Origin of the sequence: Kitasatospora sp. NPDC057500, from assembly GCF_042802195.1 — a bacterium.
GTDB lineage: Bacteria > Actinomycetota > Actinomycetes > Streptomycetales > Streptomycetaceae > Kitasatospora.
This window is the reverse complement of record NZ_JBHVER010000017.1, coordinates 21,784-42,311: the sequence shown is the minus strand read 5'-3', so window position 1 is coordinate 42,311 and position 20,528 is coordinate 21,784. Positions and strand designations below refer to the sequence as shown.

The 20,528-nt window shown below is 75.1% G+C and carries 21 protein-coding genes; 12 read left to right on the top strand and 9 right to left on the bottom strand.

Going from position 1 to position 20,528, the window contains the following annotated elements; genetic code table 11:
• Positions 1 to 32: 32 nt before the first annotated feature.
• The 3 genes from ACFU74_RS06260 (at position 33) to trxA (ending at position 3,086) form a co-directional block, all read left to right on the top strand.
• The gene (locus ACFU74_RS06260; RefSeq protein WP_380752572.1) at positions 33 to 866 is read left to right on the top strand and encodes a YndJ family protein; all 834 of its coding nucleotides are present in this window, start codon (positions 33 to 35) and stop codon (positions 864 to 866) included.
• Entirely contained in the window at positions 863 to 1,393 is a 531-nt protein-coding gene (locus ACFU74_RS06255; RefSeq protein ID WP_380752569.1) for a DUF1990 domain-containing protein, read from the top strand. The genes ACFU74_RS06260 and ACFU74_RS06255 overlap by 4 nt, the downstream gene beginning before the upstream one ends.
• Positions 1,394 to 2,696: 1,303 nt before the next feature.
• Entirely contained in the window at positions 2,697 to 3,086 is a 390-nt protein-coding gene (gene trxA, locus ACFU74_RS06250; RefSeq protein WP_380752566.1) for a thioredoxin, read from the top strand.
• 87 nt (positions 3,087 to 3,173) lie between these two features.
• On the opposite strand, the gene ACFU74_RS06245 is transcribed toward trxA, so the two are convergent.
• Positions 3,174 to 4,139 carry a helix-turn-helix transcriptional regulator gene (locus ACFU74_RS06245; protein ID WP_380752563.1) on the bottom strand — a complete coding sequence of 322 codons (966 nt, stop codon included), beginning with the start codon at positions 4,137 to 4,139 and terminating at the stop codon, positions 3,174 to 3,176.
• 143 nt (positions 4,140 to 4,282) lie between these two features.
• On the opposite strand from ACFU74_RS06245, the gene ACFU74_RS06240 reads away from it, so the two are divergent.
• From ACFU74_RS06240 to ACFU74_RS06230, 3 genes are all read left to right on the top strand, one after another.
• Complete coding sequence (locus tag ACFU74_RS06240; RefSeq protein ID WP_380752560.1) at positions 4,283 to 5,026, top strand: alpha/beta fold hydrolase; 744 nt, start codon at positions 4,283 to 4,285, stop codon at positions 5,024 to 5,026.
• A gap of 138 nt (positions 5,027 to 5,164) precedes the next feature.
• Positions 5,165 to 6,670 carry a dihydrolipoyl dehydrogenase family protein gene (locus ACFU74_RS06235; protein ID WP_380752557.1) on the top strand — a complete coding sequence of 502 codons (1,506 nt, stop codon included), beginning with the start codon at positions 5,165 to 5,167 and terminating at the stop codon, positions 6,668 to 6,670.
• Between the two features lie 151 nt (positions 6,671 to 6,821).
• Positions 6,822 to 7,946 (top strand): WD40/YVTN/BNR-like repeat-containing protein, encoded by a 1,125-nt coding sequence (locus ACFU74_RS06230; RefSeq protein ID WP_380752554.1) that lies wholly within the window; start codon positions 6,822 to 6,824, stop codon positions 7,944 to 7,946.
• A 38-nt stretch (positions 7,947 to 7,984) separates the two neighbouring features.
• On the opposite strand, the gene ACFU74_RS06225 is transcribed toward ACFU74_RS06230, so the two are convergent.
• Positions 7,985 to 8,437 carry a hypothetical protein gene (locus tag ACFU74_RS06225; protein WP_380752551.1) on the bottom strand — a complete coding sequence of 151 codons (453 nt, stop codon included), beginning with the start codon at positions 8,435 to 8,437 and terminating at the stop codon, positions 7,985 to 7,987.
• Between the two features lie 196 nt (positions 8,438 to 8,633).
• On the opposite strand from ACFU74_RS06225, the gene ACFU74_RS06220 reads away from it, so the two are divergent.
• Positions 8,634 to 9,410 carry a GNAT family N-acetyltransferase gene (locus ACFU74_RS06220; RefSeq protein WP_380752548.1) on the top strand — a complete coding sequence of 259 codons (777 nt, stop codon included), beginning with the start codon at positions 8,634 to 8,636 and terminating at the stop codon, positions 9,408 to 9,410.
• A 29-nt stretch (positions 9,411 to 9,439) separates the two neighbouring features.
• Here the strand turns inward: ACFU74_RS06220 and ACFU74_RS06215 are convergent, their stop codons facing one another.
• The gene (locus ACFU74_RS06215; RefSeq protein WP_380752545.1) at positions 9,440 to 10,300 is read right to left on the bottom strand and encodes an EamA family transporter; all 861 of its coding nucleotides are present in this window, start codon (positions 10,298 to 10,300) and stop codon (positions 9,440 to 9,442) included.
• 80 nt (positions 10,301 to 10,380) lie between these two features.
• Between ACFU74_RS06215 and ACFU74_RS06210 the strand changes: the two genes are divergently transcribed.
• Both ACFU74_RS06210 and ACFU74_RS06205 read left to right on the top strand, forming a co-directional pair.
• A complete protein-coding gene (locus ACFU74_RS06210; protein WP_380752542.1) occupies positions 10,381 to 11,244 on the top strand; it encodes a MurR/RpiR family transcriptional regulator in 864 nt (287 codons plus the stop codon).
• 150 nt (positions 11,245 to 11,394) lie between these two features.
• The gene (locus ACFU74_RS06205; RefSeq protein ID WP_380752540.1) at positions 11,395 to 12,423 is read left to right on the top strand and encodes a LacI family DNA-binding transcriptional regulator; all 1,029 of its coding nucleotides are present in this window, start codon (positions 11,395 to 11,397) and stop codon (positions 12,421 to 12,423) included.
• A gap of 46 nt (positions 12,424 to 12,469) precedes the next feature.
• On the opposite strand, the gene ACFU74_RS06200 is transcribed toward ACFU74_RS06205, so the two are convergent.
• The 4 genes from ACFU74_RS06200 to ACFU74_RS06185 all read right to left on the bottom strand — a co-directional run bounded on the left by ACFU74_RS06200 (position 12,470) and on the right by ACFU74_RS06185 (position 16,270).
• On the bottom strand, positions 12,470 to 13,726 hold the full coding sequence (locus ACFU74_RS06200; RefSeq protein WP_380752537.1) for an FAD-dependent oxidoreductase: 1,257 nt from the start codon (positions 13,724 to 13,726) through the stop codon (positions 12,470 to 12,472).
• Between the two features lie 124 nt (positions 13,727 to 13,850).
• The gene (locus ACFU74_RS06195) at positions 13,851 to 14,888 is read right to left on the bottom strand and encodes an ABC transporter permease subunit (protein WP_380752534.1); all 1,038 of its coding nucleotides are present in this window, start codon (positions 14,886 to 14,888) and stop codon (positions 13,851 to 13,853) included.
• Entirely contained in the window at positions 14,885 to 15,811 is a 927-nt protein-coding gene (locus tag ACFU74_RS06190) for an ABC transporter ATP-binding protein (protein ID WP_380752531.1), read from the bottom strand. Before ACFU74_RS06190 ends, ACFU74_RS06195 begins: the two co-directional genes overlap by 4 nt.
• A gap of 18 nt (positions 15,812 to 15,829) precedes the next feature.
• Positions 15,830 to 16,270 carry a GntR family transcriptional regulator gene (locus tag ACFU74_RS06185; protein WP_380752528.1) on the bottom strand — a complete coding sequence of 147 codons (441 nt, stop codon included), beginning with the start codon at positions 16,268 to 16,270 and terminating at the stop codon, positions 15,830 to 15,832.
• 189 nt (positions 16,271 to 16,459) lie between these two features.
• Between ACFU74_RS06185 and ACFU74_RS06180 the strand changes: the two genes are divergently transcribed.
• Positions 16,460 to 17,512 carry a fatty acid desaturase family protein gene (locus ACFU74_RS06180; protein WP_380752525.1) on the top strand — a complete coding sequence of 351 codons (1,053 nt, stop codon included), beginning with the start codon at positions 16,460 to 16,462 and terminating at the stop codon, positions 17,510 to 17,512.
• A gap of 152 nt (positions 17,513 to 17,664) precedes the next feature.
• Here the strand turns inward: ACFU74_RS06180 and ACFU74_RS06175 are convergent, their stop codons facing one another.
• Entirely contained in the window at positions 17,665 to 18,177 is a 513-nt protein-coding gene (locus tag ACFU74_RS06175) for a GNAT family N-acetyltransferase (RefSeq protein WP_380752522.1), read from the bottom strand.
• An 88-nt stretch (positions 18,178 to 18,265) separates the two neighbouring features.
• On the opposite strand from ACFU74_RS06175, the gene ACFU74_RS06170 reads away from it, so the two are divergent.
• The gene (locus ACFU74_RS06170) at positions 18,266 to 19,393 is read left to right on the top strand and encodes a hypothetical protein (RefSeq protein ID WP_380752519.1); all 1,128 of its coding nucleotides are present in this window, start codon (positions 18,266 to 18,268) and stop codon (positions 19,391 to 19,393) included.
• A gap of 90 nt (positions 19,394 to 19,483) precedes the next feature.
• Here the strand turns inward: ACFU74_RS06170 and ACFU74_RS06165 are convergent, their stop codons facing one another.
• Positions 19,484 to 19,810, bottom strand: coding sequence for a rhodanese-like domain-containing protein (locus ACFU74_RS06165; protein ID WP_380752516.1), 327 nt, complete (start codon positions 19,808 to 19,810; stop codon positions 19,484 to 19,486).
• Between the two features lie 45 nt (positions 19,811 to 19,855).
• Here ACFU74_RS06165 and ACFU74_RS06160 point away from each other — a divergent pair, with 45 nt between their 5' ends.
• A complete protein-coding gene (locus ACFU74_RS06160; RefSeq protein ID WP_380752513.1) occupies positions 19,856 to 20,521 on the top strand; it encodes a TetR/AcrR family transcriptional regulator in 666 nt (221 codons plus the stop codon).
• Positions 20,522 to 20,528: the final 7 nt, after the last annotated feature.

Genomic DNA, 20,528 nt, shown 5'->3' with positions numbered 1-20,528 from the left:
TCATTTGAACGCGTTCAAGAGAGTGGGCCGCCATGGGACGAGGCACCACGGAGCTGGTCAGCCTGCTGGTCCTGCTAGGCATGGGCGCGGTGATCCCGCTCGGCCTCGCCCTGATCGACGAACCCCGCCTCGCCCGGCTGCGCCGCCTCTGGCCGCTCGCCGCCGTCCCCGGCGCGCTCTCGCTCTGGCTGCCGCGCGGCGCGCTCGCCACCGGCAGCGCCACGCTCTACGCACTCGGCACGCTCGCCCTCGCCGCCCACGCCCCGCTCCGACTCGCCCGCACCCGCTCGCTCGCTCCGCCCGAGATCACCGTGCTCACCGCGCTCGCGGCACCGTCGGTGGCCGGGGTCGCGCTGGTCGCGGAGCGCTCCGGGCACCGGCTGCTCGGATTCGACCTCGACGTCCTCGCCCTGACCGTCCCCCACTTCCACTACGCCGGGTTCACCGCCGCCCTGGTCGCCGGACTGGTGTGCCGCGCCGTACCGGACCGCCCGGCCGCGCGGTGGGCCGCGCTCAGCGTGCCCGCCGGGACCCTGCTGGTACTGGGCGGCTACTTCGTCGGCGACTGGGCGGAACTCGCCGGGGCCGCCGTCCTCACCACGGGCATGTGGCTGGTCGGCCTGCTGACCTGGCGCGACCTGCGGGTCCGCGGCACACCCGTACTGCTCGGCGTCTCGGCGGCCGTGCTCGCCGTCACCATGCTGCTCGCCCTCTGGTGGGCACTCGGCGAGGCCACCGGGCTCCCCCACCCCACCCTCGGCTGGATGGCCGCCACCCACGGCGTCGGCAACGCGCTCGGCTTCGCGCTGTGCTCGCTCCTCGCCTGGCGCCGACTCACCCCGACTCCGCAGGAGCGCACCCGATGAACGACCTCAACTACCCCGAGGTCGGCGCCAGCACCGACCTCCACGCCCCGCTGCCCGCCGGCTACAACCACCTCCGCCACCGCGCCCTCGTCGGCCACGGCCGCGCCGCCCTGGACGCGGCCGGGGCCGCCGTCCTGGGGTGGCGGATGCACCGGGCGGCCGGGGTCCGCGTCACCGCCGAGGCGGACCGGGCGGCGGCGGGCGTCGCCGTCCACTGCGCCGTCGGCATCGGCCCGCTGCGGGCCGGCGCCCCGTGCCGGGTGGTCTGGAGCACCGCCGACAGCGGGGACGGCGACCGCCACGGCTTCACCTACGGCACGCGCCGGGGCCACCTCGCGGTGGGCGAGGAGACGTTCATGGTGGAGATGGCGGCGGACGGCGCGGTCTGGTTCACCGTCAACGCGTTCAGCCGCCCCCACCGCTGGTACGCCCACCTCGCCGGCCCCCTCCTCCCCCTCGCCCAACACCACTTCGCCCACCGCTGCGCCCGGACCCTCACCCACCTGGCCACCCTCACGACGCACTAGCGGAGCGGTTGGAGTGGAAAGTCGGACCGGCCGACTTCCTGCTCCGGCACCGAAGGGTCGACCGGCGGCAGTGCCTCCGACGGCCACAGGCGAAGCACGGAACCACCCGCCCCACGGATTCCCGCGCAGGCGAGGACCGGCGGAACACCCGGACGGCAAGCAGCCCGCCCACCAGCCCCGGAGCGCACACATGGCCGCACGGCGGGCCGGGTGATGCAGGCTGGGGAGAAAGCACACACCCAGGGGCTGCGGGCAGGAGCGTGCCCCAACACCCGTACGGCGAGGGGCGCGCGGCACGGGGGGCCAACCAGGGTCCTCCGTGCACACGCGATACCACCGGGCTCCGGCGGTGCGAGGCACCGGCGGAGCCTGCGGGCAGGCCACCTGGAGTGGGCCCGCTACCGGCGGCTGCGCATCGGCGGGGTCCGAGGGCGAAGGTGGAGTGGAAAGTCGGACCCGCCGACTTCCTGCTCCGGCACCGAAGCACAGGCAAATTGCTGAGCCACCTGCCCAGGGGCTCCGCGCGGGCATGGCCGCAGCGGGCCGCGTGCCAAGGCCAGTTGATGCAGGCTAAGGAGAAGCCACACGCCCCGGGAGGCTGCGGGCAGGAGCGTGGCCCAACGCCCATGCGGCGAGGGGTACATAGCATCAGGGAGGCCAACCAGGCTCCTCCGTGCACGCGATACCACCGGGCTCCGGCGGTGCGAGGTACCGGCGAAGCCTGCGGGCAGGCCACCTGGAGTGGACCCGCTAACGGCGGCTGCGCATCGTCGGCGGGGTCCGAGGGCGAAGGCGGAGTGGAAAGTCGGACCCGCCGACTTCCTGCTCCGGCACCGAAGGAGGACCGGCACAGGCAGCGGGCGAAACCACCTGCCCAAGACCTCCCCCACAGCCACGGCCGACGAACTCAGCGCCCGGAAACACACCGAAGCCAGGACACAGCAGGCCCCCGCCCACCAACCCCGGATGCGAAGTCCGGGCTGCGGGGCGGAGGCCCGTCGGGAGCGGGTGGTGTGCGGGCGGAGAGCGGAGTCCGCGCGCTGGGGGCCGGCCGGGGCCGGGCCCGCGGGTGTGGGTGCGCGGCGGGTCGGGTGGCGCAGGCCCTGTGCTCGCCGGAGTCCGGGGCGCGTGGGGGTGGCCGGACTCGTGGCGGGTGGAGCCACGGGAAGTCGGGCGGGGCGACTTCCCGCTCCGGACGGCCGCTGCGGGGAGCCGGTAGGGGTGCGGAATAGGGCGTGGGCGGTAGCCGTTGTCGGGGGCACATGGCCTTGACCCCCACCACCGGAAGGGCAGGAACCGCGAGATGAGCAGCACGGTCGAGCTGACCAAGGAGAACTTCGACGAGATCGTCCCCGGCCCGGACGGCAAGGATTTCGTCTTCATCGACTTCTGGGCGAGCTGGTGCGGCCCGTGCCGCCAGTTCGCGCCGGTGTTCGAGAAGGCCGCCGAGCGTCACTCCGACCTGGTCTTCGCCAAGGTGGACACCGAGGCGCAGCAGGAACTGGCGGCGGCCTTCGGGATCCAGTCGATCCCCACGCTGGCGATCATCCGCGAGGGCGTGCTGGTCTTCTCCCAGGCCGGTGCACTGCCCGAGCCGGTGTTCGAGGACCTGATCGGCCAGGCCCGCAAGCTGGACATGGACGAGGTGAAGCGGAAGGTGGCGGCGGAGCAGGACGGCGGCCCGAAGGCCTGAGGCCCGGCCCGTTCGTCATGGCGAGCCCCCGGGGTGGTGCACCCGCCCGGGGGCTCGCCGCCGTGCGTTCGGGGGCGCCGTCCGCGTTCAGTCCTCGTCCGCCTCGCTCCAGGCGGTGAGGCGGGCGGCGAGGGCGCGTACTTCGTCCCGCAGGGCGGCGGGGCGGCGGACGGTGAAGGGCACGCCGAGGCCGGCCAGCATCACGGCCATGCCGTCGAGCCGTTCGGCCCGCGCGCGGAACAGCACGCGCCCGTCGCCGCTCCCGGTGACCGTGCCCGCGACGGGCGGGATGCGGTGGCGGGCCTCGTCGAGGGTGGTCGTGAGGACCACCTCGACCTCGTGCGTCCACGGCACCGAGGCGAGCGACTCCAGCACCCGCTGCACCGGGTCGACGCCGGCGGGCGGTTCGAACCCCTCCTCGCTCAGCTCGGCCGCGTGGATCCGGTCCAGCCGGAAGGTCCGCTGCTCGCCACTGCGGTGGTCCAGCCCCGTGGTGTACCAGCGGCCCGAGTGGAAGACCAGCCCGTACGGGTCGAACGCGCGCTCGCTGGGCGTGCCGCTGCGGTCCCGGTAGTCGAGCCGGACGCGGCGCCGCCGGCGGGCCGCCTCGGCGAGCGTGAACAGCGCGGACGCGGCCGGGCTGGGCCCGGCGGCGGGCGCTGCGGTCAGTCCGAGGGTCTGTTCGACGGCCGCGACCCGCTCGCGCAGCTGCGGCGGCAGCACCCGCTGGATCTTGGCGAGCGCCGACTCCCCGGCCTGCTCCCCCACCGACATCCCGGACCGCCGGCCGGCCAGCAGGCCGAGCACCACGGAGGCGGCCTCGTCGCCGGTGAGCATCAGCGGCGGCAGCCGGTAGCCCGGCATCAGGCGGTAGCCGCCGTACCGGCCCCGCTCGGCGCGGACGGGGATGCCGAGGTCGGCGAGCCGGGCGGCGTACCTGCGCACGGTGCGGACGTCGACCTCCAGCCGGGCGGCGAGTTCCGCGCCGGTGAGGCCGGGCCGGGCCTGGAGGAGTTCGAGCAGCGCGAGGGTGCGGCTGACCGGGTGCTCCACGGGTCTGCGCTCCTCGGTCGACAAGCCGGTTAATCCGGACGGGTTCTGTCCTCATGCGATTCTAGGGTCGGAATCGACGACGGGGCGGCCGGGCGACGTGCCCAGCACCCCAGGACACGACACTCCAGGAGAGGACCGTCCTCATGAGCACCTTCGTACTCGTTCCCGGTTTCTGGCTCGGCGGCTGGGCCTGGGACGCGGTGGCCGAACCGCTGCGCGCCGCGGGCCACATCGTGCACGCGGTGACCCTGCCCGGGCTGGCCGAACGCGCCGGCGAGGCCTCGCCGGAGACCGGCTCACAGGCCCACATCGACGATCTGACCGACCTGCTGGTCCGCGAGGACCTCCGGGACGTGGTCCTGGTCGCGCACAGCGGCGCCACCGTCGCCGTGAGCGGCGCGGCCGACCGGGTGCCGGAGCGGATCCGCCGGGTGGTCTGGGTGGACTCCGGTCCGATGGCCGACGGCGTCGCGATCGGCGACCTGTGGGACCCCGCCTACCGCGCCGCGCTGGAGGACTCGCTGGTCGACGGCTGGCGGCTGCCGCTGCCGTCCTGGGAGGTGCTGGCCTCGGGCGGCGCCGACGTGGCGGGGATCGACGAGGCGGGCCTGGCCCGGTTCCGGGAGAGGGCGACCGACCAGCCGGGCCGTACCCTCTCCGAGCCGGTGCGGCTGGCCGGCGGGGCGGCGAAGCTGCCGAAGGGCCTGGTCTCCTGCTCGATCCCGCTGGCGCAGGTGAGGGAGATGATCGCCGCCGGGCATCCGTACTTCGCCGCGCTCGGCGGGCCGGAGTGGGAGCTGCGCGAGGTGCCGACGGGGCACTGGCCGATGTTCTCCCGGCCGGCCGAAACGGCGGCGGTGCTGGCCGAGTTGGCGGCCGTCGAGTAGCGGGACCGCGGGAGCGGGGCGCCGGGGCGGTCGCGCGGACCGGCGCTTCGCCCGCGTGTTCGGCTGCGCCCGGCGGGCGGGGCGGCGCAGGATGGGCACGGCACCACGGCACACCCGCGAGAGCACGGAGGAAGACGGATGACCACGCCCCAGTCCACCGCCCCCGAGGAGTACGACGTCATCGTGGTCGGCGCCGGACCGACCGGCGAGAACGTGGCCGACCGGACGGCCGCCGCCGGCCTGCGCACCGTGATCGTGGAGAGCGAGCTGGTCGGCGGCGAGTGCTCGTACTGGGCCTGCATGCCGAGCAAGGCGCTGCTGCGCCCGGTGGCCGCGCTGGCCGACGCCCGCGCGGTGGCCGGCTCCCGGGAGGCGGTCGGCGACGGCGCCCTGGACCCGGCCGCGGTGCTCGCCCGGCGCGACTCCTTCACCTCGCACTGGAAGGACGACGGCCAGGTGCAGTGGCTGCGCGACACCGGCATCGAGCTGGTCCGCGGCCACGGCCGGCTGGCCGGCGAGCGGCAGGTGACGGTCGAGTCGGAGGACGGCCGCGAGCGGCTGCTGGTGGCCCGGCACGCGGTGGCGATCTGCACCGGCAGCCGGCCGGTGCTGCCGCAGGGCGTCCCCGGACTGGCCGAGGCACGGCCGTGGACCAACCGGGAGGCGACCGGCTCGCCCGCCGTCCCCCGCCGGCTGGCGGTGGTCGGCGGCGGCGTGGTCGGGGTGGAGCTGGCCACCGCCTGGCGGGCGCTCGGCTCGCAGGTGGTGCTGCTGGTGCGCGGCGGCGGGCTGCTGCCCCGGATGGAGCCGTTCGCCGGTGAGCTGGTCGCGGACGGCCTGCGGGCGGCGGGGGTGGACGTCCGGTTCGGGACCGAGGTCGCCTCGCTGGAGCGGCGGGCGGCGGGCGGGGCGCCGGACACGGCGGCGGGCGCGGCGGCGGGCGCGGACGGCGGGCCCTCCGACGTCACGCTGGTGCTGGGCGACGGTGAGCGGCTGACCGTCGACGAGGTGCTGTACGCGACCGGGCGCGCCCCGCGCACCGCGGACGTCGGCCTGGAGCAGGTCGGTCTGCACCCCGGCGGCTGGCTCGACGTGGACGACAGCTGCACCGTGCTCGGGGTCGAGGGCGACTGGCTGTACGCGGCCGGGGACGTCAACCACCGGGCGCTGCTCACCCACCAGGGCAAGTACCAGGCACGGATCACCGGCGCGGCCATCGTCGCGCGCGCCAAGGGGCGCCCGCTGGACAGCGCGCGCTGGGGCGCGCACGCCGCGTCCGCCGACAGCGCGGGCGCGCCCCAGGTCGTGTTCACGCACCCGGAGGTCGCCGCCGTCGGCCTGACCCTGGACGCCGCCGAGCGGGCCGGCCTGCGGGTCAAGGCCGTCGACCACGACCTCGGCGCGGTGGCCGGCGCCTCGCTCTACGGCGACGACTACAAGGGCCGGGCCCGGGTGGTCTTCGACCTGGACCGGGAGGTGCTGGTCGGCGCGTCGTTCGTCGGGCCCGGCGTCTCCGAACTCCTGCACTCGGCGACCGTCGCGGTGGTCGGCGAGGTGCCGATCGACCGGCTCTGGCACGCGGTGCCCGCCTACCCGACGATCAGCGAGGTGTGGCTGCGGCTGCTGGAGGGCTGCCGGGGCTGACCGCCGCCCGTGCCGACGGGCCGCCCACCGGTTTCCGACGGGCCGCCCGGTGCCCGGCGCGGCGAGATGTGGCGGGGGTCCGTCGGCGGGACACTGGCCCGAGGAGGGGTGTCCGGGCGGGGCCGTTTTCGCCGAGCAGGTGGTGTGTGCAATGAGCGAAGTGCTGTTGGCCGTCGGAACCGAGAAGGGCCTCTTCCTCGGACGCAGCCGCGACCGGTTGAACTGGGAGTTCAGCGGGCCGCACTTCCGGATGAACGCGATCTACTCCGTCGCGATCGACCGCAGGGACCACGCGGACGGCGGGCCCCGGCACGACGGCGGCGTCCGGCTGCTGGTGGGCGCCGACAGCAGCCACTGGGGGCCGTCGGTCTGGCACTCGGACGACCTCGGCGCCACCTGGGTCGAGCCGACCACCCCGGCGATCCGCTTCCCCGAGCACACCGGCGCCTCGCTCACCCGGGTCTGGCAGCTCCAGCCGGCCGGCCCCGAGGCCCCCGGCGTCGTGTACGCGGGCACCGAACCGGCCGCGCTGTTCCGCTCCGAGGACGGCGGCGAGAGCTTCACCCTGGTCGAGCCGCTCTGGAACCACCCGCAGCGCGGCGAGTGGGGCGCCGGCTACGGCGGCCAGGGCCTGCACACGGTCCTCCCCGACCCGCGCGACCCGGAGCGGCTGCTGATCGCCGTCTCCAGCGGCGGCGTCTACCGCAGCAAGGACGGCGGCGGCAGCTGGGAACCCTCCAACAGCGGTCTGCGGGCCGAGTTCTTCCCGGAGGAGAGCCAGTACCCCGAGTTCGGCCAGTGCGTGCACAAGATCGCCCGGGACGCCGTCAACCCGGACCGGCTCTACCTGCAGAACCACGGTGGCGTGTACCGCAGCGACGACGCCGGCGCGAGCTGGCGTTCGATCGCCGACGGGCTGCCCGCCGACTTCGGCTTCGCGATCGCCGCCCACCCCCGGCGCGCCGACACCGCGTACGTGTTCCCGCTCGGCGGGGCCGACGACCGGATTCCGCCCGGCCGGCGCTGCCGGGTGTTCCGCACGAACGACGCCGGTGACAGCTGGCAGGCGCTGGCCGAGGGCCTGCCGGGCGAGGACCACTACGGCATCGTGCTGCGCGACGCGCTGCGCACCGACGACGTCGAGCCAGCCGGCATCTACTTCGGCAACCGGACCGGCGACGTCTACGCGAGCCACGACGAGGGCGAGCACTGGGCGTTGCTGGTCTCCCACCTTCCGGACGTCCTCTGCGTCCGGGCGGCCGTGATCGCGGACTGAGGGGCCCGGGGGGCGACGGCCCGGGGCGGCGGGCGGGCTCAGGTGTCGTACTCGCCGTCCCACGGGGCGTGGAAGCCGAGGTTGTCGGGGTAGAGCTCGGCCCAGTCGTCCTCGGCCGCGTCCTCGCCGTGCCGCTCGACGACCAGGCCGAAGAGGCAGTCGTCGACGTGCACGGCGAAGGGTGCGATCGCGATGTCCCCGAACTCCCGCTCCGGCAGGGCGTCCAGCCACTCCCGCAGCCGGTCGTCGGCGGCTCGGGCGGCCCCGGGAAGCCCGCCGGGCACCGCTTCGATCCGGGAGTCGAGGTGGCGGCCCGCCTCGTCGAAGCGGTGCAGCACGGCGAAGCAGCAGTGGCTCTCCGGGGCCGCCGCCATCCCCCCGGGCGCGGCGTAGGTGACGGAGGCGAAGAACTGGCCGCCCCGGAACCGGCCGATGGTGTCGGTGCGGTAGCCGGGCTCGTACGCGATCGGGATGACCTCGGGGACGCTCATACCCGGACACGGTAGGCCCCGGTACCGACAACGACTCGCTCGGGGCGGGTGGGCGGAGCCCGGCGGCGAGGGCGTGGCGAGGTGGAACGCGCCGACCGGGCCGAACCGGTTGATCCGAACGGATCGTTCACCGAGCATGGCCGGGGACAGGGCGCGCCGAGGGGGCGCGCCGACGCGCGATGATCGGACAAGCGGCGTGGCTCAGAAGGAACCTGACTGGCAGTACGGCTACGGGGCCGACGGCGTGGCGCTCGTGCGGTACGGACTCGGGGAGCGGGAGGGGCGTCCCTGGGCGGATCTGCTGGAGGTGGTCGACCCGCGCGCCGATGTGGCCGCCCAGGTCGCGTACGTGCGGGCGGAGATGGCGGGCTGGGTGCTCTCCGGACCGGTAGAGCTCGGCCTGGAGCTGGTGCGGCAGGGGGCCGCGGTGCTGCGCCACGGCCACACCATGCACCGCGAACTCGCCGACGCACCGCCCGCCGGGGGCTGGGAGGCCTGGGCGCGGACCCCGCTGCGGGACGGGTTCCGCGCCGTTCCGTGCGACCGCGCGGCCGGGGACCTGGTCGCCGGCTCGCTGGCCGCCTTCGGCCCCGGCCACCCCGACCACCGCCCGGAGGAGGGCGAGGGCGAGGAGGCCCCGGTCCAGCGGCTCGCCGAACTGCTCGCCGGGCAGGTCATAGGACCGCTGCTGCCGTCCAGCGCCCTGGTCGTGAACGACGCCGACCGGGTGGTGGCCGGAGCCGTCCTGACCGACTGGGACGGCCTGCCCTGGATCGCCCACGTGTTCCGCGACCCCGCGCTCGGCTACCCCGGGCTCGGTCGCGACCTGCTGCGCCGCGCCATCGCGGACGTCGCCCGCACGGGCGCGCCCGGGATCGGACTGGCGGTTACCGAGGGCAACCCGGCCCGACGGCTGTACGAGGAACTGGGTTTCACGGTGACCCGCAGCTCGCTGACGGTCATCGTCCCCTGAAGCCGGCGCGGTCGTCCTGGAGCCGGGCCTCAGGGGTGGGCCAGCTCCAGGACGGCTATCCCCGCGAGCACGGCCGCACTCGCCGCCATCCGCAGCCGTCCCAGGCGCTCGCGGAAGACCAGGGTGGCGATCAGCGCGGCGATCACGATACTGGTCTCGCGCAGGGCGGCGATGGTCGCGAGGTTGCCCCGGGACTGCGCCCAGACCACCAGCCCGTAGGCGGCCAGTGAGAGCACCCCGCCGAGCAGCCCGAACGGGACCGCCGGGCCGGCCCCCGCCAGCAGGCTCCGCCCCCGGCGCGCCCAGGCGATCAGCGCCAGCAGCGGCCCCTGGAGCAGGAACAGCCAGGCGACGTAGCCGCCGACCGTGCCCGCGTGCCGCACCCCGCCGCCGTCCGCGACGGTGTACCCGGCGATCATCACCCCGGTTCCGAGGGCCGCAGCGAGCGCGGGCAGCTGGGCCCGGCCCGGGATGCCGTGCGCGAAGGCCAGTCCGGCCAGTCCGCAGGAGATGACGGCCACTCCGAGCAGTTCCCAGGCCCCGAGCCGGTCGCCGAGCACGGTGACCGAGAGGGCCGCCACCAGCAGCGGCGCCGACCCGCGCGCGAGCGGGTACATCTGCCCGAAGTCCCCCAGCTGGTAGGCGCGCAGGAGGAGCAGCTGGGAGGTCACCTGCAACGCCACCGAGGTGATCAGGTACGGCCAGGCCGCGGCCGCCGGGAGCGGGTTGAGCAGCACCAGGACCAGCGCGCAGGCGGTGTACGAGAGGTTGATCAGCGTGAAGCCGACCAGCTTGTCCCGGATCCGGTGCGCCAGCCCGTTCCAGACCGCGTGCAGCACGGCGGCGGCCAGGACGGCCGCGGGGACCGTGGCGGGAACGGCGGCGGGCATGGCGGGACTCCCCTCCGGCGGGCGGTGAGGGGCCGGCGGAACACCGGCCCCGGAATCGGGTTCCACGGTACACTGATTCCATGGAAGAGCATTCCGATTTCTCCCCGCTGGAGTCCCAGCTGGCCGCGCACGTCCGCGCCCGGCTCGGCGGCCTGCGCGGCAGCGAGGCCCGGGTGGCCCAGGTGGTCCTCACCCGGGGCGCCGACCTGGTCGGCCTCAGCGTGAGCGATGTCGCCGAACTGGCCGGGACGGCTCCCTCCTCGGTGGTCCGCGCCTGCCAGCGGCTCGGCTTCCGGGGCTACCAGGAGCTCAAGATCGCCGCCGTCCGGCAGGCCCCGGCCCCCGCGCCCGGCCCCGCCGACAGCGGGGACCCGGCCGCCCGGGCGCTCGCCGACACCGTGCGCGCCGCCCGCGAGGCGCTCGACGGGATCACCACCACGCTGTCCCCGGACCGGCTGCGGGCGGCGGCCGAGGCGCTGGACGCCGCCGACCACGTGCTGGTCCTCGGCGCGGGCCTGTCCGGTGCGGTGGTCCTGGACGCCGCGTACCGGCTGCGCGCACTGGGCCTGCGCGCCGACGCCCCCGCCGACCCCATCACCGCCGGGCTGGCCGCCGCCCAGCTGCCGCCCACCGCCGCGTGCCTGGCCGTCAGCCACACCGGTGCCACCCGCACCGTGGTGGACGCCGCCCGCCACGCCCGCGACAACGGCGCCACCGTGATCGCCCTCACCGGCTACGCCCGCTCGCCGCTGGTCGACGCCGCCACCCACGCCCTGGTCGCCGGCGGCCAGGACCTCGTCTTCGGTCTGGAGACCACCGCGAGCCGGATCGCCCACCTCACGGTGCTGGACGCCCTCACCCTGACCCTGCTCGCGCTGCGCGGCGAACCGGCCGAGCGCGCCCTGCGCCTGTCGGCGGACGTGACGGCCGACCACGCGTACTGACGCCGGCACACCGGCACCGGCGCCGGCAGCGGACGGCCGGTTCCGCCCTTCCCTTCCGCCTCGGCACCCCATCGCACCGCCACCGCCCCGCCCGTCCAGCCGGTGAAACGGCGGAGAGGGCCGTCGGTGGCGGTGTGTAGGCTCGCGGGCATGGCAAGGGTGACGCGGGACGACGTGGCGAGGGCGGCGGGGACGTCGACTGCGGTCGTGAGTTATGTGATCAACGACGGGCCGCGTCCGGTGGCGGCCGCGACGCGGGCCCGGGTGCTCGCCGCCGTCGAGCAACTGGGGTACCGGCCGAACCGGGTCGCGCAGGCGATGGCCCGGCGGCGCACCGACCTCATCGGCATGGTCGTGCCGGACGCCCGCCAGCCCTTCTTCGCCGAGCTCGCGCACACCGTGGAGCGCGCCGCCGCCGAGCGCGGCCGGCTGCTGCTGATCGGCAACTCCGACTACGCGGACGAGCGCGAGGCCCACTACATCCGCGCCTTCCTCGGCATGCAGGTGGACGGCCTGATCCTGGTGACCCAGGACCCGTCCGTCCCCGGTGTCAGCGGTGTGGACGCCCCCGACGGGACGCCCGTCGTACTGCTGCACCACCGCGCCGAGACCGAGCGCGGGATCGCGGTGGTCGCGGACGACGAGGGCGGCGCCCGCGAGGTCGTCCGCCACCTGCTCGGCCACGGGCACGCCGAGGTGCACTGCTTCGGCGGCACCTTCGCGCTCAGCCCGAGCGACCCGGTGACCGTCCGCACCGCCGGCTGGGCCGCCGCGCTCACCGAGGCCGGCCTGACCACCGAGGGCCGGCTGACCCCGGCGCCGTTCGACCGCGTGCGGGCGCACCGGGAGGCGCTCGCGCTGCTGGCGCGCGCCGACCGGCCGTCCGCCGTCTTCTGCGCGACCGACGACCAGGCGATCGGCCTGCTGCGGGCCGCCGACGACCTGGGCATCCGGGTGCCGGAGGACCTCGCGGTGGCCGGGTTCGACGACATCGCCGAGGCGGTGATCGCCGGACCGCCGCTGACCAGCGTGGCCACCGCCCAGGCGGAGATGGCGCGGGCCGCCGTCGACCTGGTGCTGGGTGCGGGCGCCGACGGGGGGTCGGCGCCCGCCGCCGGGGCCCGGACGTTCCCGGCCCGGATGGTGGTCCGCCGCTCCTGCGGCTGCGCCGGGGACTGACGGGCGCGGCGCGGGCTCCGCGGCCGGGGACCGACCGGGGCGCGGCTCAGGCGTCGCCCGAGCCGCCCGGCGGCGGGCCGCCCATGAGGTGCAGGTTCTCGTGGCCGTCGGGGGCGAGCATCCGGTCGTGGTTGAACGCGGCGATCCCGGCCCAGAAGGCGCCCCGCTCGAACATCGCCTTCTCGTAGCCGGCCACGGCGGCGTCCAGGGCGTCCGGGTCGGCACGGCCCTCGCTCCCGGCCAGCACCGGGGCCACGGCGAGGGCGAGTTCGGCGGCGTCCCACATCGCGAGGTTGACGCCCTGGCCGGCGAACGGCGACATCAGGTGCGCCGCGTCGCCGACCAGCGTCACGCCCGGGCGGCGCGGCCAGCTCAGGCCGACCGGCAGCTTCTCCAGCCGCTGGGTGCGCAGCGTGTCGTCGCAGGCGGCCAGGGCGGCGCGGAACTCCGGCGCCCAGTCCGCGAAGTGGCGGGCCACGGCGGCCCGGGTGCGCTCCGGCTCCCGCTCGGAGAGGCCGGCCGCCGTCAGCCAGTCCTCGGGGCAGCGGAAGAACGCGTAGACCCGGATCCGGCCGTCGCTGTTGCGCTGGAGGACCAGGCCCTTGTTGTCGTGGAAGGCGAACAGGCTGCCGTGGCCGACGGCGGCCGCCGCCCCGGGGGCGGTGCGGTCGGCGTCGGGGATGCCGAGTTCGACCAGGCTGACGCCGGTGTAGTGGGGCTCGGCGGCGGTGAGCAGCGGGCGGACGCGGGAGTGGGCGCCCTCCGCTCCGACGAGCAGGTCGCAGGTCTCGACCGCGCCGCCGGCGAAGTGCAGCCGGTGCCTGCCGCCGTCGAGCGGTTCGGCGCGCTCCAGGCGGTGGCCCCAGCGGACGGCGGCCGGGTCGAGCGAGTCGAGGAGCAGGTCGCGCAGGTCGCCTCGGTCGATCTCGGGGCTCCCGGCCCGTCCGTCCGCGCCGCCCTCCTCGTCCGTGCCCGGGGCGAGGCCGGTCTCGAAGGTGACGTGGGCGGTGCCGTGCTTGTCGACGACCCGGAAGTCCTCGCCCTCGGGCCTGGCCTTCGCCCGGAACTCCTCGGTCAGCCGCGCCTCCTGGATCGCGCGCCGGCCGGTGTCGGCGTGCAGGTCGAGGGTGCCGCCCTGGCCCCGGACGCCGCGGGCGGCCTCGCGCTCGTACACGGTGGCGGCGATGCCGTGCACCCGCAGGATCCTGGCCAGGGTGAGGCCGGCGGGGCCGGCGCCGATCACGGCGATCCGCGGGGTGCCCGGCGTGCTGTCCTTCGTGGGGTCCGTCGTCGCTCCGGTCATGCTGCGCCGTGCTCCTTCCGGGACGGGGAGGCCTTCCGGCCGTGACGCCGCCCCAGTCTGCTCGGCCGGGTGCGCGGGCAGTAGACCGGAATCGGACGGCGTGCGACCGCCCGGCCCGGCCCGGTCAGATGGCCGCCCGGGTGAACCGGCGGAAGACGACGGCCACGATGACGACGGTGAGCGCCAACAGGATTCCGGCCTCGACGAGTTGGATCGGAATGAAGTGCGACACCGGGTGGTACCGCCCCCAGGAGGCCGGCGCCGCGTTGCAGACCTCGATGGCGTTCGAGCAGTCGGCGTCCGTCATCCTGGTGCCGTCCGCCAGTACCGCCCCCTGGTCCAACAGCCAGGCGTTGGTGGGCTGGTAGAAGCCGCCCAGGTTGGGCCGGCGGGACTGCACCTCGACGACCGCCGGCCAGAGGTGCGGCCGCAGCGCGATCATCCCCGCGTGGGCGAGGGCCATCGCCACGCCGCTCGCCAGCACGGCGGCGACGGTGCGCCGCAGCAGCTGGCCGACCAGCACGCCCAGCGCCAGGCCGAACAGCGGCCAGGCGACGGGGACCACGCCGAGCACGGGGTAGGTGAACCCCCGGAACGGCGGCTCGAAGGCCGCCCGGCTGTACAGGATGTCCGACCACCACACCCAGCTGGTCAGCCCGGCCAGCACGCTGGACAGCAGCAGCACGACGGCGCCCGGGACGGCGAGCCGGGCCGCCAGCCAGCGGGCCGGGCCGACGGACTGCGCCAGCACCAGCCGCAGGGTGCCGCGCTCGTACTCCTGGGCGAGCAGCGGACCGCCGAGGAACGCGCCGAGCAGCACCGGGACGGCGGCGACGGCCGGTTGCAGGCCGTTCGCGAAGATCCAGGTCAGCGTCTCCAGCCGGCGGTACCGGTCCCGGCACTCCAAGGTCCAGTCCACTCCGTCGCAGCCGGTCCGCTCCAACAGCCCGGTCCGGTCCTGGATGAGGAAGTGCAGGACGATCAGAAGCACTACGGCGAGGATCGCGGAGACGGTCATCATCCACACGGACAAGCGACTCTGCCGCCAGGAAAGCCAGAGCACGCCGCGCGGACCGCGGGAGCGGCGGGCGGTCACGGGGCCTCCGGGCGCGCGGTCCGCGGGCGCCGGGGCGGGCGGGCCGGTCAGGGTGCTGGTGCTCATGCGGCGGCCTCGCGATCGGGGACGGTGGCGGGTGTCGGGACCGGGGTGCGGAGGTAGGACAGCAGCAACTCCTCCAGGCTGGGCCGGGCCGACTCCCACGGCCCGTCGACCGGCTCCCCCGTGTGCAGCAGCGCGGTGACCTGGCGGCCGCGGACCCGCCGCTCCACGGCGGTGCCGGCGGGCAGTTCGGCCCCGTCGGCGACGCCGGTGAGCAGCCGGTGGCCGTCGAGGATCTCCTCCAGGTCACCGGCCAGCCGGATCCGGCCCGCCTGGACCAGCAGCAAGTGGTCGATGACGCCGTCGAGTTCGGGCAGGATGTGGGAGGAGACCAGGATGGTGGAGCCGCGTTCGGCGGCCTCGGCCATCAGCGCGCCCATCAGCTCGTGGCGGGCGAGCGGGTCGAGGTCGGCCATCGGCTCGTCGAGCAGGAGCAGGTCGGCGCACTTGCCGAGGGCGACCGCGAGCGCGACCCGGGTGCGCTGGCCGCCGGAGAGCGAGCCGACCCGCGCGCCCGGCCGCAACTCCCCCATTTCGACGATCCGTTGGGCAGCCTCCTCGTCCCACCGGGGGTTGAGCTCACGCCCGATGCGCAGGGTGTCCGCCACCGTGAAGGAGGGGTAGAGCGGCTTCTCCTGGGTGACGTAGGCGACCCGGGCACGGGACTCCGGGGTGCTCGACACCTCGCCGAACACCCGCAGTTCGCCCTCGGTCGGCCCGATCAGGCGGGCGGCCAGGGTGAGCAGGGTGCTCTTGCCCGCCCCGTTCGCGCCGACCACGCCGCAGATCCGGCCGGCCGGGACGCTGAAGTGGCAGTCGCGCAGCGCCCATCGGCCGCCGCGGTAGCGCTTTCCCAGTCCCACGGCCTCGACGGCCGGCAGCCCCTCCCCCGGTGTCGCGTCCGGTCCGGATGTCGCTTCCGTCATGTGGTCCCCCCACCCTTCCTAGTTCGGTTCGGCCGGATCCGCCGGCCCGGTTGACGTGTGCGGCGCCGCCGGGGCACCGGCCCCGAAGCGCTGGTCCAGCACGGCGGCCATCAGCGCGGCGATGTCCTCACGGTCGAGCCCGGCCGTGCGGGCCTCGTCGACCCACCCCGCCAGCCCCGCCCGCAACGGCCCGTCGGCGGCCGCCTCGGGTCGGGCGAGCGAGCGGCGGACGAAGGTGCCGAGGCCCGGCCGCGGCTCGACCAGCCCCTCGCGTTCCAGCTCGCGGTAGGCCTTCAGCACGGTGTTCGGGTTGATCGCGGTCTGTTCGACCACCTCCCGCGCGGTGGGCAGTTTGTCCCCGGGCTGGAGCACACCGAGCCGCAGCGCCTGCTTGGTCTGCTGCACGATCTGCTGGTAGGTGGAGATGCCGCTGCGCCGCTCGATGCGGTACTCGATCACACCTGCATCACCCTTTCACTAGTTCATTAGTGGAATAGTGATGGAGTACGGCGCCCGGGTCAAGTCGGAACCCGAGCGGGTGCCGCGGTCCTGGGGGTGGCCCGCCTCCCAATGGTGGGGTTAACTCCCCCACCGGGAAGGGGGCTTCTCCGATTCCGGGGCGGCGGCCCGGCCAGCAGACTTCCTGCCATGAGCCCACAGCCCACGTCCGCACCGGCCCCGGCCGCGCCACCGCGCCGCGACCCGGACGGCAGCGACTTCGCCCAGCTCACCCGCCGGATGGTCGAGGAGGGACTGCTTGAGCGCCGCCACGGCTACTACGCGGTCCGCTTCGGCGTCACGCTGGCCGCGTTCGCGGGCGGCTGGTACGCCCTGTTCGCACTGGGCGACAGCCGGCTCCAGCTCGCACTGGCCGCCGCGATGGCCGTCGTCTTCGGCCAACTCGGCCTGCTCGCACACGATCTGGCGCACCGCCAGGTCTTCGGCGGGCGGCGCGGCAGCGAGATCGGCGGACGGATCGTCGCCAACCTGCTGATGGGCATGAGCTACGGCTGGTGGATGAACAAGCACACCCGCCACCACGCCAACCCCAACCACGAGGGCCGGGACCCGGACGTCGCCCCCGACATCGTGGTGTGGTCGCAGCAGCAGGCCCGGCAGGCGCGCGGCGTCCCCCGGTTCATCGGCCGGCGGCTGGCGTACCTGTTCGTGCCGCTGCTCCTCCTGGAGGGCCTCAACCTCAGCTACAACAGCTTCCGCGCACTGCGCAGCCCGTACCTGAAGCGCCCCCGGCTGGAGGGCGCCCTGCTCGTCCTGCACTTCGCGGCCTACTTCGGGGCCGTCCTCGCCGCGCTGCCGGCCGGCCGGGCGGTCGCCTTCCTCGCCGTCCACCAGGCCCTGCTCGGCGTCTACCTGGGCTTCGTCTTCGCGCCGAACCACAAGGGCATGCTGATGGTGACGCCGGAGATGCGGCTGGACTTCCTCCGCCGCCAGGTGCTGACCTCGCGCAACGTCCGGGGCAACCCCGTGCTCGACACGCTGATGGGCGGCCTCAACTACCAGGTGGAGCACCACCTGTTCCCCAGCATGCCCACCCCCGCGCTCCCCCGCGCGGCCCGGATCACCCGCCGCTTCTGCGCGGAGAAGGGCATCCCGTACCACGAAACCGGGCTGCTGCGCTCCTACCGCGAGATCTTCGCCCACCTCCACCGCACCGGCGAACCGCTGCGCGCGGAACACTGAGCCGGCTCACCGGGCGGCCGTCCCGACGCCCCTCCGGCCAGGAGTCTGATGAAGATCCTGAAACGGCGCCCGGCTTGCCCTGCTTCAACCTGATTGACAGCAGGCGATCCGGGGTGAATCGGGCAGCTGGAGAAGGATCTTCATCAGTCTTCTTAGGCGAGTTCGTCGGCGAGCAGGTCCATCAGCAGGTTGTCGTGCCAGCTGCCGTCGGCCCCGCGCTCGTACTGCCGCATCACGCCCACGGGACGGAAGCCGACCTTCTCGTAGCAGCGGATGGCCGGGGCGTTGTCGACCGCCGGGTCGATGACCAGCCGGTGGAAGCGGTGGTGGTCGACCAGGTGGCGGGCCAGGGTGCGGACGGCGTCGGTTCCGTAGCCCCGGCCGTGCCGGGCAGGGTCGAGGTAGATGTCCAGACCGGCGTGCCGGTACTCGTCGTCGTCGTTGGCGTACCACTGGACGGCGCCGACCACCCGGCCCGCCGCCTCGATGGCGAAGGTCTCGGTGCCGGAGTCGGCGAGGTCGCCGGTGACGGCCGCGGTGAGGTCGTCACCGCCGCGCCACCGGGCGAGGACCTCGGGGGTACGGCGGATGGCGACCAGGGCCGGGATGTCCTCGGCCGCGGCCGGGCGGAGAGTGACGTGCGCGCCGTGCAGAATCGTCCCCATACCAGCGGATGCTTCCACGGAAGGCCCCGCTCGGCGAACCGTTTTCGACTTTGCGCGCACCGCCTCCCGGCAGGGATGATTCGCCGTCGTGATACGTCTGCTGATCTTCCTCCTCTTCGTGGTGGGCTACATCGTCTACCGGATCGTCCGCCGCAAGCGCCATCTGAAGTGGGCCCAAGAGGGCTTCGACCCGGCGGCGTACGGCATGCCCCCGCGTGAGCGGCTCGACCCGACCCGGGCCGGTCCGCCGGTCCCGCTGGAGCAGCGGCGCCGCTCGCAGGCGATCGCCGACGCGGCCTGGGCCGGGGACTGGCGACCGGCCGCCGAGTACGTCGCCGAGGCCGGCGACCACTGGGACGAGCGGTGGTCGCGGCTGGGGCTGCTGGCGGCGATCGCCGGCGACGGCGACGGCTGGCTGGGCGCCTGGCGCTCCGCGGAGCCCGGCAACTGCGACGCCGCCACCCTGGAGGCGAAGCTGATGGTGCACCGCGCCTGGGAGGTGCGCGGCTCCGGGTACCGGGACGAGGTCGGCGACGACGCGATCAACGCGTTCCGGGAGCTGCTGCCGGCCGCGATCGAGGCGGCCCGCCGGGCGGCCCTGCTGGACCCGGCGAACCCGGGCCCGTGGGTGGTGGTCGTGACCGCGGCGCGCGGGGCGCAGTTCAGCCCGGAGCAGTTCCAGGAGGCCTGGGACGAGCTGGTGAAGCGGGCCTGGTACCACTACGACGGCCACTGGCAGGCCATGCAGTACTGGTGCGAGAAGTGGTTCGGCTCGAACAAGCAGATGCTGGCCTTCGCCGAGCGGGCCATGGACGCGGCCCCGCCCGGGAGCCCGCTGGGCGGGATCTACCTTCACGCCCTCGCCGAGCTGGAGGACCGCGGCAGCATCGCCCGGACGATCACGGCGGACAAGACCAGGTGGCGCGTCGAGAACCTCGCCGCCCAGCTGCGGCAGGTCCGGCCGGACGACGAGCGGATGCCGCAACTGCGGCACCTGCTGGCGCACTTCGCCGGCGAGGTGGAGGCCTACGACGTCGCGCTGGAGCAGTTCCGGGCGATCGGGCCGTGGTGCGGCGCGGCACCGTGGAACGACCGGGAGGACCCGGCGGCGGCGTTCGACCTGGCCCGCGCGCTGGCAGTGAAGCGGGCCAAGGCGGAGCCGCCGGCGGCCGAGCTGCGGCCGGTGAAGAACGCCGGGGCGGGGCAGGGACTGTAGCGGTCCGGCCGCGACGAGGGCGCGGGAGGGGCGCTCCCCCCGTTGCGCCCCTCCCTCGTCGCTCCTCCCCCCGCGAGCGGGCCGCCCGGCTCAGGCGCTCTCGACCGGCAGGCCCGCCGCGGACCAGTCCTGGATGCCCTCGCGGTACTTGCGGACGTCGGTGTAGCCGAGCGCGGTCAGGCGGTCGGCGACCTGGCCGCTGTTGGGGCAGGCCTCGTTGGAGCAGTAGGTGACGATGGCGGCGCCGCGGTCCGGCAGCAGCTCGGGCGCGAGCCGGTCGACGTCGGCCCGGACGAGCTCGATCGCGCCGGGCAGGTGCTGCTGGGCGTAGTAGTCGCCGCCGAGGGTGTCGACGACGGTGACGGAACCGGCCTCGATGGCGGTGGCCAGTTCGGCCCGGGTGATGAGTGCGGTCATGCTGCGCCTCCTGGGCTACGCGCTGATTCGGACTATAGTCCGCTTATGACCCAGGACAATACCGGACCGCAGTCCGCTTATGCAACGCCTTCCCCTGCGCCGGGCGCTCCCGTCCCGCTGGAGCTGCTGCGCACCCCGCCGCCCGTCGAGCGCGCCGACGCCGCCCGCAACCGGGCCGCCGTGCTGGAGGCCGCGGCGCGGCTGTTCGCCGAGCACGGGGTGGAGTCGGTCTCGATGGACCAGGTGGCCGCTGCGGCCGGGGTCGGCAAGGGCACGCTGTTCCGCCGCTTCGGCGACAAGGCCGGGCTCGGCGCGGCCCTGCTGGACGCCCGCGAACGCGCGCTCCAGGACGCGATCCTGCGCGGCCCGGCGCCGCTCGGGCCCGGCGAGCCGGGCGCCGGGGCGGCGAGCGGCGCGCGGCTGGCGGCGTTCGCCGCCGCCTATCTGGACTACCTGTTGGAACACCTCGACCTGGTCCGGATGTCCGAGACGGCCGGCCGGGGCTCGCGCTACCGCATCGGCGCCTACCGGTTCTGGCACCGGCACGTCGCGCTGCTGCTCGGCGCGGGCGGGCACGCCGAGGACCCCGAGCACGACGCGCACGCCCTGCTGGCGGCACTGGCGGCCGAACACGTGGCCGCCCTGCTCCCGGAGCTGGGCGAGGAGCGGATCCGGGCGGGGGTCCTGCGGCTCGCCGCCAGGATGGCGTGACGGCCGG

Coding starts and splice junctions, on each gene's coding strand:
- ACFU74_RS06210 (WP_380752542.1), top strand. CDS start 10,381: ATGGAAGAGCATTCCGATTTCTCCCCGCTGGAGTCCCAGCTGGCCGCG.
- ACFU74_RS06260 (WP_380752572.1), top strand. CDS start 33: ATGGGACGAGGCACCACGGAGCTGGTCAGCCTGCTGGTCCTGCTAGGC.
- ACFU74_RS06195 (WP_380752534.1), bottom strand. CDS start 14,888: ATGAGCACCAGCACCCTGACCGGCCCGCCCGCCCCGGCGCCCGCGGAC.
- ACFU74_RS06255 (WP_380752569.1), top strand. CDS start 863: ATGAACGACCTCAACTACCCCGAGGTCGGCGCCAGCACCGACCTCCAC.
- trxA (WP_380752566.1), top strand. CDS start 2,697: ATGAGCAGCACGGTCGAGCTGACCAAGGAGAACTTCGACGAGATCGTC.
- ACFU74_RS06235 (WP_380752557.1), top strand. CDS start 5,165: ATGACCACGCCCCAGTCCACCGCCCCCGAGGAGTACGACGTCATCGTG.
- ACFU74_RS06175 (WP_380752522.1), bottom strand. CDS start 18,177: ATGGGGACGATTCTGCACGGCGCGCACGTCACTCTCCGCCCGGCCGCG.
- ACFU74_RS06200 (WP_380752537.1), bottom strand. CDS start 13,726: ATGACCGGAGCGACGACGGACCCCACGAAGGACAGCACGCCGGGCACC.
- ACFU74_RS06205 (WP_380752540.1), top strand. CDS start 11,395: ATGGCAAGGGTGACGCGGGACGACGTGGCGAGGGCGGCGGGGACGTCG.
- ACFU74_RS06230 (WP_380752554.1), top strand. CDS start 6,822: ATGAGCGAAGTGCTGTTGGCCGTCGGAACCGAGAAGGGCCTCTTCCTC.
- ACFU74_RS06215 (WP_380752545.1), bottom strand. CDS start 10,300: ATGCCCGCCGCCGTTCCCGCCACGGTCCCCGCGGCCGTCCTGGCCGCC.
- ACFU74_RS06165 (WP_380752516.1), bottom strand. CDS start 19,810: ATGACCGCACTCATCACCCGGGCCGAACTGGCCACCGCCATCGAGGCC.
- ACFU74_RS06160 (WP_380752513.1), top strand. CDS start 19,856: ATGACCCAGGACAATACCGGACCGCAGTCCGCTTATGCAACGCCTTCC.
- ACFU74_RS06240 (WP_380752560.1), top strand. CDS start 4,283: ATGAGCACCTTCGTACTCGTTCCCGGTTTCTGGCTCGGCGGCTGGGCC.
- ACFU74_RS06190 (WP_380752531.1), bottom strand. CDS start 15,811: ATGACGGAAGCGACATCCGGACCGGACGCGACACCGGGGGAGGGGCTG.
- ACFU74_RS06225 (WP_380752551.1), bottom strand. CDS start 8,437: ATGAGCGTCCCCGAGGTCATCCCGATCGCGTACGAGCCCGGCTACCGC.
- ACFU74_RS06180 (WP_380752525.1), top strand. CDS start 16,460: ATGAGCCCACAGCCCACGTCCGCACCGGCCCCGGCCGCGCCACCGCGC.